The following is an 11372-nucleotide window of genomic DNA, read 5'->3' as shown; positions in this document are numbered from 1 at the left end:
CCGTCGGAGATGTTGACGGTCCTTGCGATTTGTTTATTGGACATTCCCACCGCGACGAGGCTTGCAATCTCCCTCTCGCGTGGGGTCAAACGCGATGCACCGACCGCCCGACCGGTCGGGAAATCGTCAATAGTCCAGCATTTGCCCGCAGCAACCTCCGATCGGGAACGAGGCACGACTAGCGAGCCGCGCGCGAGGAGGGCCCTGTGTCGGAAGCGTTGCCGCGTGGCGAACTGCTCGCATGCTGGTCTTGTGCGTAGCGGTTCAGGATAAGCGAAAGCCCCGGAGACGCCTCACGGGGCCCGCGCGGTTCAACGATCAACATTCCACGAGCTTGTTGCGGATCGCGTAACGGATCAGCGCGGCAGTCGTGTCGATGTTGAGTTTGCGCAGGGCCAGGGCGCGATGGGTCTCGACCGTCTTGGTGCTGATACTGAGGATGTTGGCAATCTGCTTGTTGGTCCGGCCTTCGGCGATGAGTTGCACGACRGCCTTCTCACGAGCGGTCAGTGCTGAATCGTCCGTAGATCCCTTCGACAGGTAGGTCTCAAGCAGGGCCTCGGAGACCTTGCCAGTGAAAAAGGGCCTGTGGACTGCCAGACTCTCCACCGCCGAGACAAGGAACTGCTTGGCATCCGACTTGAGCAGGAAGCCCCGGGCGCCCGCCTCAAGGACATCGCGCACCAAGCTGTCCGTATCGTGCATCGTGAAGATCAGCACCTCGACGCCGGGCACCCGGGTCCTGATCTGCCGGGTCGCCTCGACTCCGTTCACCAGCGGCAGCGCATAGTCGAGAACCACCACATCTGGCCGGGTGGCCAGGGCCTGATCGATGGCCTCCCTGCCGTCCTTGGCCTCGCCGACCACCTCCCAGCCCTCGTGTTCCTCCAGGATAGCCCGGACGCCGCAGCGGACCACGTCGTGATCGTCAGCGATCAGGATGCGCGTCATCGCGAGACTTCCTCCGGCGACCCGGTGCTTGCAGCGGTGAGCCCGAGTCCAAAGCGAGGATACACCTTCGGGCGATTGGGCCACCTGCGCGGAACCCTGATACTGCGGGGGGCAGACCCTGAATCATCAGGAGAGGGCCTCGCCGTCCTTGGCTCGGCCAGACAACCATGGCGTCCGGAGGCGTCCGGCAGGGAGTGAAGCCCGGTCGGCCTTTAAGATCGGGACTATTGCAACAATGCCGGTGCCACTTCGGTCCGTCCGGATCCTCAGGTCACCTCCGAACTGCTCCAGGCGGGCCCGCATGCCTGTCACGCCGACGCCGAGCCGGATCGGCCCATCGGACGGGGCCGGGCCGACCATTCCATGTCCGTTGTCGCGGATGCGGACGACCAGCACTCCGGACATGATCCGGGCATCGACCGACACGTGCGAGGCATCGGCGTGCCGATGCACGTTCGTGAGGGCCTCCTGCCCACCCGTAGGATAGCACGCTGGAGGTCCGATGGAAGGTCATCGACCTCCTCGGGTATCCGAATCCGCGCGACGAGTCCCGTCCGCCCGGCGAAGCCCTCGGCGAAATCCCGCACCGTGGCCTGGAGACCGTCCTTCGCCAGGTTCGGAGGATGCAGCAGATAAGTGAAGATGCGCAATTCCCTGAGAGCCTCCGTGAGCAGGCCCTCGACTTCCGCGAGGGACTTGCGGCCTGACGGGCTCTGTCGGACCTCCGCCTCGAGACCTGACAACCAGAGGTTCGCAGCGACGAGATGCTGGGTCGTCGAGTCATGCAGTTCGCGGGCGATGCGTTGTCGCTCCTCCTCCTGGAGGGATAGTAACTGCCCGGACAATTCGCTGACTCTTTTGTTCGCTCCCGTGACCTGATCGGACAGCATTCGGAGCGGCTGCTCCACTTGGCGAGCCGTGAAGAGCGCCGCTAGGCCGCCGGCCAGAACGAGGAAGGCCGCCATCCCCGCCATCTGCCAACGGACGTCAGTAACCGGTTCATTGACGAGGGAGAGCGGGATCGCGACCACGGTCGTCCAGTTCGTTGCCTCGGAACTGCGATATGCGACCAGGATCGGGACTCCGCGCTCGTCAACGTCATCGAGGAATCCTTCGACCGTCGCACTCCCGTTCGCGGCGATTCGTGCCGCTAGGGCATCTGGCATTGGGATTCGCGACGACGTCCCGGCCCCTCTGGTGGTCACGATCGGCTGGAGCTTGCGGTCGTACAGGCCTCGCGTTGATCCTGCTGTATCGTCCTGGCCACTCAGGATGGCCCGAAGGCGGTCCTCCGACAGGATCGTGGTGATGAAGCCTTTCATCGTTCCGTCGTCGTGGTTGATCCGCAGACTGAGAGCGATGACCGCCGTCCCGGGCCTCACGAGACTCGCCATGCGGCCCGACACCGTCCACCCGCGCTCCCGAACCCGGTTCAGGGTTTCCGGGTAAGTCGGGAAGTCCCGGTGCCGGGGAAGGGCCGCCCCGAATGGCCGGAGAGTGTTGGCAACCTGCCCCTCCAGATCCTGAAGGATCAACCAGGAACCGTCAGGGAGGGGCGTCGCCTTGAGTTGGTCGTAGAAGGCCTTGGGGTCGTCGGACTTCAGGGCCGGCGATGAGGACAGGCCCTTCAGCAGGGAATTGCCGGCCGCCACCTCTTGGTCGAATCCGAAGGACAGCGCGATCGCCGTCCCCAGGACTCGCTCCCGGATCGCCTCGCGCTCGTGGTGGGCATTGGAGAACAGCAGCCCCGCTGCGACGACGCACGTGACCAGGATGACGGCTGTGAAGGTGAGAGCAACCCGCCGCCGCAGGCGGGGCGGATGGCCTTGGAGGGAACGCGCTACCACCGGAACGATGCCATCGCTCATGACGGCGACCTCTGGCCGCAAGGGCAACGCAAACGGGACCGGGGTCGCGACGAGGACATTCGGTCCGATAGCATACGTTAAACCCGGCGCCGGTTCGCTGTCGACCCGGCATCGGCATGAACCCATGGGTCGGCCGATCCGACCGACTCCGTTCGGGCTGGGTTCCAGTCACCGTCGCGGCGGGAGGCCCTAATCAGGGTCTGCCTCCACCACTTTCAGGATAGACCCTGATAGATCGATGGGCGTGTGCCAGACGATACTGCGGGCTGCCAGGACGAGAGCAACGCCCATGTCGCAGGCCACACTCCGGCACGGTACGGAGCACGACCCAAAGGCCCGTTCAAACTCCGATATGGTCTTCGTCCCCGGGCACATTCCGCATGGGTTCGGGCAGGCACTATCCCGAGGAGGCGCCGGTCCATCGCGTCACGGTCGATCATTTCTGGATCGACCGGACGCCGGTCACCAACYGCCAATTCCGCGACTTCGTCCGTGCCACTGGGCATGTGACGTGTGCCGAGAAGCGGCCTGATCCCAAGGACTATCCTGGCGCGCTGCCGCACATGCTATATGCGGGCTCGCTCGTCTTCACGCCGCCGGATCATCCGGTCGATCTTCGAAACTGGAGCCAGTGGTGGACACTGCTCAAGGGCGCCGATTGGCGCCACCCCCATGGCCTGAAGAGTAGTATCAACGGCCTCGACGACCATCCCGTGGTGCACGTGGCCTATTCCGATGCGCAGGCGTACGCGCGGTGGACCGGCAAGGACCTGCCCACCGAGGCCGAATGGGAGTATGCGGCGCGCGGTGGGTTGGACCAGGCGGAATTCGCCTGGGGCGAGGAGTTCACGCCGGAGGGACGGCATATGGCCAACACCTGGCAAGGTGCCTTCCGTTCCAGCACCTCTCCCAGGACGGATTCGAGCGCACATCGCCCGTCACCGCCTTCCCGCCGAATGGCTACGGCCTCTACGACATGATCGGCAATGCCTGGGAATGGACGATTGATTTCTACGCGCCGAACCATCCGGCCGATGCCATGAAGGCGTGCTGCATTCCGGAAAACCCGCGCGGTGCTCCCGAAGATCAGAGCTACGATCCGCGCCAACCGCAGATACGCATCCCACGCAGGGTGCTGAAGGGCGGCTCCCACCTGTGCGCACCCAATTATTGCCGCCGCTACCGTCCGGCGGCGCGTCACCCGCAGCCGGTCGACACTTCCGCCAGCCACATCGGGTTTCGCTGCGTCAGCCGCGAAACTCTGGAGACCTGAAAGAGGAAAGAGGGAGAAGTTTCATGCTTCGTGCCATTGTCGCGGGAAGGTCAAATACCGCTTCCACACACGGCGGATCTTGGGTCACTGGTGCGCTTGCCGGCGCGTGCAACGCGTCGCGAAGGGCTCTGTTGGGCGCCACCGCGCTCATCTCCGCCGCCGCCTTGACGCCCACTGCAGCTCAAACACCCGCACGGCCCAATATCGTTGTGATCATGGGCGATGACATCGGTATCTGGAATATCGGTGCGTACCACCGTGGCATGATGGCGGGACGCACGCCCAATCTCGACAAGATCGCCGCGGAGGGCATGCTGTTCACCGACTACTATGCCGAGGCGAGTTGCACTGCTGGTCGCGCCAATTTCATCACCGGAGAGTTGCCGATCCGAACCGGTATGACCACAGTCGGCCAAGCCGGTGCGCCGCTCGGACTGCCGGCGGAGGCGGTCACGATTGCCACCGCGCTGAAAGACCTGGGCTATGCGACGGGGCAGTTCGGCAAGAACCACCTGGGCGACAAGAACGAGTTCCTGCCCACGGTGCACGGGTTCGACGAGTTCTATGGCTACCTCTACCATCTCGATGCGATGGAGGATCCCTGCCATCCGAACTACCCGCAGGAGCTGAGGGCCCAGGTCGGCCCGCGCAACATGCTCCACTCATGGGCAACGAATGCCGATGATACCACCGCGGATCCGCGCTGGGGCAAGGTCGGCAAGCAAAGGATCGAGGACGCGGGTGAATTGTGCCCGAAGCGCATGGAAACGGTCGACGACGAAATCCGCGATAATGCCCTCCGGTTCATCGACAAGGCCAAGGCCGACAACAAACCATTCTTCCTTTGGCTCAACCCGACACGGATGCACATCGTCACGCACCTGTCGCCGAAATATGAGGCGATGCGCAACTCCCAGAACGGCTGGTCCATCCCATCCATGAAGCCGGCATGGCGCAGCTCGACGATGACATCGGCCTCGTGATGAAGAAGCTTCGGGACGTAGGTGTGGACGAAAACACGATCGTCCTGTTCACGACCGACAACGGCACCGAGGTTTTTACCTGGCCGGATGGTGGGCAGACCCCCTTCGCCCAGAGCAAGGGCACGGTGATGGAAGGCGGCTTTCGCGCACCGGCCCTGCTCCGCTGGCCCGGCAAGGTGCCGGCCGGCAAGATCGAGAACGGTCTTATCTCCGGGCTCGACTGGTTTCCCACGCTCCTGACCGCTGCCGGAAACCCGAATATCACCGCCGAGCTGAAGCAGGGCAAGAAGATCGGTGACCGGACCTACAAGGTGCATCTGGACGGTTATGATCAAACCAACCTGATTACCAGCAAGGGTCCGTCCAATCGCCAGGAGATCTTCTATTTCGGCGAAAGCACGTTGGGCGCCGTGCGGTACGGCGACTACAAGTATCGCTTCATCGAGCAGCCGGGCGGTTGGCTGGGCGGCAAGATCCAGGTCGATGTGCCGACCCTGACGAATTTGCGCCTCGATCCATTCGAGCGCACAGGCTGGCCCAGTGCTGGGACCAAGGAGGGGGCGCAGCAATACTTCGACTGGTTCAAGTACGAATTCTGGCGCTTTGTATTCGTTCAGCAGCAGGTGGAGAAGTTGGCCATGACGGCGGTGGAGTTCCCGCCGATGCAAAAGGGTGCGAGTTTCAACCTTGAAGCTGTGAAGCAACAAATCGAGGCCGCTCGGGGGGCAATCGGGAAATAAGTGAGTCAAGGATTGTGATGCACACGGGCAATCGGCCGTGGTTGCCTGCGTGCTTTTAAACCGCAACCCGCGCACAGCGCTTTTGAGCACAGGAGGAGGTCGTGATGATCAGGTTATTGCTTGCTCTTGCCCTCACCGCCATTGCAACGGCGGCGACGGCACAGGTCGGACCACCTACGTCCCAACGGCCCTGCTCGGCCAACCGGCAGCTTGTTCTGAAGGAAGGCGCAGTCGTCCTGGACACGGGGCCCAATACCTATGCCCGTTTCGTCAAGAGTGCCGCAGGGTGCCTGGTCGATCAATTCCCCGAGCCGGCATGGGTCCCAAGCTCGAACAACCCCCAATGCTTCATCGGCTATCGGTGCAGGGACAGTTCCGACGAGTTCTAACGGCCGGGCCTGATCGATCTTCATCGAGCTGATATGCCACCGGGAGGTACACATGCGTGTTCGTCTGTCACGGCTTGGCACGATTGCCCTCCTCTCCGTCTGGGTCTCGGCGGCGGTCGCCCAGACCGATCCCCTTCCGTCGTGGAACGACGGTGCGGCGAAACACGCGATCGTCGGGTTCGTTGCCGATGTCACCCGGGAAGGATCTCCCGACTTCGTCCCGACACCGGAACGGATCGCAACGTTCGACAATGACGGGACGCTGTGGATCGAACAGCCGATGTACGTGCAGTTCGCCTACGCGCTGGATCGGGTCAAGGCGCTGGCGCCGCTGCACCCGGAATGGAAGGATCAGCAGCCCTTCAAGGCGGTGCTCGAAGGAGACATGGCGGCGTTGGCGTCGAACGGTGAGCACGGCGCCGTCGAAATCATTGCTGCGACGCATGCCGGCATGACGCCGGACGCGTTCGAGCAGACCGTCAAGGAGTGGCTTGCAGCGGCCAAGCATCCGCGCTTCGATCGCCGGTACGACGAACTCGTGTACCAGCCGATGTTGGAAGTTCTGACCTATCTGCGCGCCAACGGATTCAAGACCTTCATCGCGTCCGGAGGGGGAGCCGAGTTCATCCGGGCGTTCGCCGAGGAGCGCTACGGCATCCCACCCGAGCAGATCGTCGGCTCCCGAATCGTCACGAAGTATGAGCGCCGTGATGGCCAGCCGACTTTGTTTCGTCTGCCGAAAGTCGACTTTGTGGACGACGGCCCCGGCAAGCCCGTCGGCATCAACCAAGAGATCGGTCGCCGACCGATTGCGGCCTTCGGAAACTCGGACGGCGATCTCGAGATGCTGCAATGGACGACCGAAGCAGGCGGACGTCGCCTGGGTGTCGTCGTGCATCACACCGATGCGGAGCGTGAATATGCCTACGACCGCCAGTCGAAGGTCGGCCACCTCGACAAGGCGCTCGATGCCGCTGCGATGAATCGATGGACCGTTGTCGACATCAAACGGGACTGGAAGACCGTCTTCCCGGCCAGTCCCTAGGGCCGTACGGGGCGATCTCCTGCGATTGGGCACGCTCGTCGGATGCGGACCCAGCCGCTGGCGGCACTCCGGCCTGGGATCGCCGGAGTCACCACCGCATGCTGAGGCCTAGGACCGGCCCGTGCTGGAGCATGTCGAACTCATAGCGGCGACGGCCCTCGCCCTGGGCGTAGTCCACCGAGAGAGCTCGGTAGCCGATGACTCCCGAAAAGGTGATGCCGTTACGAGTGCCGAAGTCAAAGCCATAGCCGCCGATAGCCTGCCAGGAGAAATCGCTTCCAACCCCGAACCCGCCGATATCGCCACGGAGGAAAAGTTCGTGTCCGGGTGCCACCGCGTAGCGCACGCGCGCGCCGACCACCGGATCGRCCCAGTCGACGGACCCGGACCGCGCGAAGGCGCGCGTCCCAGCGAGTTCCAAGTCGCCGATGTCGAGGTTGCGGGTGACCTCCAGCGATAGATCCGCCTCCTGGTACCAGTAGCGGACACCGCCGAGAACATCGAACGCGAGCGGTCCGGTGCGCGCCAGCTCATAGGCGGCGCCGACCTCGACGATGGCCATCTGAATGTCCAGCCCGAGGGTCCGCCCCACCGTGCCCGCGATGCCGGGCGCAGGGGTACGAGTCCGGACGTTGCTGCCTTCGATCCCCACCTTGCTCCAGACCAGGTCGCCATAGAGAGCGAACGGGCCATTGCGCGCTTCAAAATTCCCCATCAGTGCGATGAGGCTGTCGCTCTTCTCGACGATGTCGATGAAGCTCGCATCGACCTTTGTGGAGCGTCCGCGGACGGTCTGGGTACCCTTCAGCGAGGTGAGCCAGCCATAGGGCGTGAAGCGGAAGCTCCACTCAGGCGGCATTGCCATCGGTGCCTCGACGCGGGGAGCCGGAGCCGGTGTTACCAGGTCGGCTGCGAGTCCTGCGACTGCGCCTGCCAAGAGGCATAGAGATGCCAAGATCGGACGAACGAGCGGATGTGACAGGCAATGCATTGACGCCCTCTTTGTCCACTGCCCCACGCAGCGAGCACGATTGCAATCGCAGAACGTCTCCCGGTCAAGAGCAGCGCTTCAGAATTCCTCGAACCGGATATCTGCGGCAGGCGTCTCACGAGGTGCTGACCAGACGGGCGAAGTGCAGGCGCGCTCCGGGATGATCATGGCCGTGTCGGCCCGAACGTTTTCCGTCATAGCCAGTCCAGCGCTACGTGGGAACTCGATCAGCCGGCCGTGATAGAGGCGGGTTCGCTCAGCTATGCCCGCTCGGTCATCGGCGGATATTCAGACCTCTCGCGACGCATGGGTAGATAGAGCGCGATCCAAGACTTGTCCTCTTCCCTTCTTGCCGACGATAGCACCGTTCTCGGCGACCACCTGCCCGCGCAGGAGCGTCAGGACGGGCCAGCCCGTGACTTCAAAGCCTTCCCACGGGGTGTAATCGGCACCGTGATGCAGAATTTCCTGCCGGATCGTTTCTTTCCGATTGGGATCCCACAGGACGATATCGGCATCGAACCCCACACCGATCGACCCTTTTTTCGGATAAAGACCGTAGAGCTTGGCATGATTGGTGGAGGTGAGTTCGACGAAGCGGTTGAGGGAAATTCGCCCCTTCACCACGCCCTCCGAGAACAGGATGGGCAGACGCGTTTCGACTCCGGGAATGCCGTTGGGCACCCAGCGGAACGAAGTCCGGCCTTTGGGATGCAACTTGCCCGCCGGGCTGTCATACCGGAACGCACAATGGTCGGACGAGAAGGTCTGAAACACGCCGGTGCGGAGCCCGTCCCAGATTGCTTCCTGGCTTGCCGTGTCGCGCGGCGGCGGAGAGCAGACGTATTTGGCGCCGCTCATATCCATGTTGAGGCCTTGCATGTCCTCCGCAGTCAGCGTGATGTATTGCGGGCAGGTTTCGGCATACACCTTCAGCCCGCGCGACTGCGCCCAGCGGATTTGCTCCATGGCCTCGCGACCCGAAACATGGACGATCATCATCGGAACGTCGACAAGCTCCGCATGGCTGATGGCCCTGTGGGTCGCCTCGCGCTCGACGATCTCGGGACGAGAAACCGCGTGATAGTATGGCGCCGTCTTCCCCTCGCGCTCCAGACGCTCGGTCATGTAGCGTATGGCGTCATAGCCTTCCGCATGCACCATCACGAGAGCGCCCTCCCGGCGGGCCACGTCGAAAACGTCGAGCAACTGCCTGTCGTTGAGCACGAGGTCGTCATAGGTCATGAAAACCTTGAACGAGGTATAGCCGTCCTTCAGCAGTGACGGCAGCTCCTGGCCTAGCACCTCGGGTGTGGGATCGGAGATGATGAGATGGAATGCGGTGTCGATGTAGCATTCATTCTCGGCCTTGCGCCGGTACTCCTCGACGCATGTGCGCAGAGAGGTGCCGCGCTGCTGCAGAGCGAAGGGCAGGACCATGGTGTTGCCGCCCGCCGCCGCGGACGCGGTCGCGGAGGCAAAGTCGTCCGCCATCTCGATCCCCGGCCCCGAGGGCTGGGCAATGTGGACATGGCTGTCTATCCCGCCGGGAAGCACCAAGAGCCTTGTGGCGTCGATCTCGCGCGATGCCCTGAGGTTCTCCCCTAGGACGACGATACGCTCGCCCTTGATGCCCACATCGCAGCGGATGGTGTCCGAGGCGGTTACCACCGTGCCGCCGCGGATTGCGAGATCCAGATCCATGTCGCCTCCTCAGGCCATAGCTCGGTCGAGGCTGCCGATCAGCCGGTCTACCTCTTCGAGTGTGTTGTAATGGACCATCGACACCCGGACGACGCCGTTCTGGTCGGCGAGGCCGAGATATTCGATCAACCGCCGCGAGTGGAAGTCGCCGAACCGGATGCCGATGCGGTCCGGCTCCACGGCCCGCACGATCTCCGCGGCGTCGCGCCCTTCAACCTTGAATGAGATGGTCGGAACACGCCGTTCCTTCGCGCTGTCACGACGGCCGACAATGCGGACATCGTTGCGATCCCTTAGATAGGAAAGGAGCCTCTCGCCCAACAAAGCCTCGTGTTCGGCGATCCCCGCGAAAGCCCGATCGATGGAAGCACGATCGCCGCCGCCTCCACCCAAAGCGTCGAAATAGTCAACGATTCCGGCTGAACCCCAGGCGAGTTCGTAATTGGTATTCCCGGGCTCGAGCTTCATCGGCACTTTGTCACGGCCGTAAAAATAGTGGTAGAGGCCGTCGAGTTCGAGGAGCCGGTCGTGCTTGCCGTACATGACGGCGAAATGAGGGCCGTACGTCTTGTAGAAACTGAAGATGTAGTAATCCACGTCGAGGTCCGTCACGTCCACGGCCCTGTGTGGCGCGAAGGCTACCGCATCGACGACGATTTGCACGCCTCTCTCGTGAACACGACGGGCAATTTCCTTGATCGGATTGATGGTGCCAAGAATGTTCGAGGCGTGCGTCACGGCAACAAGCTTCGTGCGTTCAGTCATCACCCGGTCGAGCGCGTCCAGATCGACCTCGTACCCGTCCCGCTCGATACACCATTCCTTGATGACGATGCCGCGCTTTTCCAGCGCACGCCAGGCGCCAATGTTCGACTCGTGGTCGAAGTTGGTCACCACGATCTCGTCGCCGGGCTTCAGGTTGCTCTCCATGGCGCGGGCGAGGAATTGGCACAGGACCGTGGTCGAGGGACCGAGAACGATTTCCTCAGGACGGCTCGCGTTGAGGAATCTCGCGATCTTCGCGCGCGACTCGAGAAGTCGGTCGGAGGCGCGCTTTGAGTGCTCGTAGCTTGCGCCCGTCTGCACGCTGGTCGTCAGAAGATAATCGGAGATTCTCTCCGCGACATTGCGCAGAACCAGCGAACCTCCCGCGTTGTCGAAATAGGCAAATCCGTCCGCAAGGGCCGGAAACTGTGAGCGAACAAAGGCAAGATCGAGAGTCATCGGCACACCTGTGATGCGAAAGTGTCGAGGCCGCGGATGAGAAGCGGCTCGCTGGGATGGTGGAAGATGCAATCCTCGGCGCGCCCGCTTTCCCACATGAACATGAGAAAGTCGCCATCCGCGTCGATGGCGGTGATCGGGGCATGCCAGAGATTTCGGGCATAGTTCACGCCCTCGCCCCGATGGCCCACGAAAGCCTCGGCA

At 62.9% G+C, this 11372-nt stretch carries 9 protein-coding genes and 2 pseudogenes; 3 read left to right on the top strand and 8 right to left on the bottom strand.

The genetic code is table 11. From position 1 onward, the window contains the following. From AC1DVM_RS20605 to AC1DVM_RS20590, 4 genes are all read right to left on the bottom strand, one after another. Positions 1–176 (bottom strand): LuxR C-terminal-related transcriptional regulator (locus AC1DVM_RS20605; RefSeq protein WP_477257568.1); only part of this gene is annotated, 176 nt, incomplete at its 3' end. A 142-nt stretch (positions 177–318) separates the two neighbouring features. Then, a complete protein-coding gene (locus tag AC1DVM_RS20600; protein WP_477257566.1) occupies positions 319–951 on the bottom strand; it encodes a response regulator in 633 nt (210 codons plus the stop codon). 126 nt (positions 952–1077) lie between these two features. After that, positions 1078–1377: an ATP-binding protein gene (locus AC1DVM_RS20595; protein ID WP_477257564.1), complete on the bottom strand. Its 300-nt coding sequence runs from the start codon at positions 1375–1377 to the stop codon at positions 1078–1080. Next, entirely contained in the window at positions 1260–2819 is a 1560-nt protein-coding gene (locus tag AC1DVM_RS20590) for a sensor histidine kinase (protein ID WP_477257562.1), read from the bottom strand. The genes AC1DVM_RS20595 and AC1DVM_RS20590 overlap by 118 nt, the downstream gene beginning before the upstream one ends. Positions 2820–3199: 380 nt before the next feature. On the opposite strand from AC1DVM_RS20590, the pseudogene AC1DVM_RS20585 reads away from it, so the two are divergent. From AC1DVM_RS20585 to AC1DVM_RS20575, 3 genes and pseudogenes are all read left to right on the top strand, one after another. Continuing rightward, a pseudogene (locus AC1DVM_RS20585) lies at positions 3200–4092 on the top strand (formylglycine-generating enzyme family protein). Between the two features lie 128 nt (positions 4093–4220). Beyond that, positions 4221–5815, top strand: a pseudogene (locus AC1DVM_RS20580) (arylsulfatase). Positions 5816–6256: 441 nt separating this feature from the next. Continuing rightward, positions 6257–7249, top strand: a complete 993-nt coding sequence (locus tag AC1DVM_RS20575; protein ID WP_477257560.1) for an HAD family hydrolase — start codon at positions 6257–6259, stop codon at positions 7247–7249. A gap of 88 nt (positions 7250–7337) precedes the next feature. Here AC1DVM_RS20575 and AC1DVM_RS20570 read toward each other — a convergent pair whose 3' ends face one another. From AC1DVM_RS20570 to AC1DVM_RS20555, 4 genes are all read right to left on the bottom strand, one after another. After that, positions 7338–8114, bottom strand: coding sequence for a hypothetical protein (locus AC1DVM_RS20570; protein ID WP_477257558.1), 777 nt, complete (start codon positions 8112–8114; stop codon positions 7338–7340). 414 nt (positions 8115–8528) lie between these two features. After that, on the bottom strand, positions 8529–9944 hold the full coding sequence (hydA, locus tag AC1DVM_RS20565) for a dihydropyrimidinase (protein ID WP_477257556.1): 1416 nt from the start codon (positions 9942–9944) through the stop codon (positions 8529–8531). 9 nt (positions 9945–9953) lie between these two features. Beyond that, complete coding sequence (locus tag AC1DVM_RS20560) at positions 9954–11168, bottom strand: cysteine desulfurase-like protein (RefSeq protein WP_477257554.1); 1215 nt, start codon at positions 11166–11168, stop codon at positions 9954–9956. Beyond that, positions 11165–11372: ureidoglycolate lyase (locus AC1DVM_RS20555; protein ID WP_477257552.1), on the bottom strand; the 208-nt coding region annotated here is incomplete at its 5' end. The genes AC1DVM_RS20560 and AC1DVM_RS20555, both read right to left, overlap by 4 nt.

The organism is Microvirga sp. P4_A5 (assembly GCF_056402495.1).
Note: the sequence above shows the minus strand (reverse complement) of the source record. Positions and strands in the feature narration are given on the sequence as shown.

Coding starts and splice junctions, on each gene's coding strand:
- AC1DVM_RS20590 (WP_477257562.1), bottom strand. CDS start 2,819: ATGAGCGATGGCATCGTTCCGGTGGTAGCGCGTTCCCTCCAAGGCCAT.
- AC1DVM_RS20575 (WP_477257560.1), top strand. CDS start 6,257: ATGCGTGTTCGTCTGTCACGGCTTGGCACGATTGCCCTCCTCTCCGTC.
- hydA (WP_477257556.1), bottom strand. CDS start 9,944: ATGGATCTGGATCTCGCAATCCGCGGCGGCACGGTGGTAACCGCCTCG.
- AC1DVM_RS20560 (WP_477257554.1), bottom strand. CDS start 11,168: ATGACTCTCGATCTTGCCTTTGTTCGCTCACAGTTTCCGGCCCTTGCG.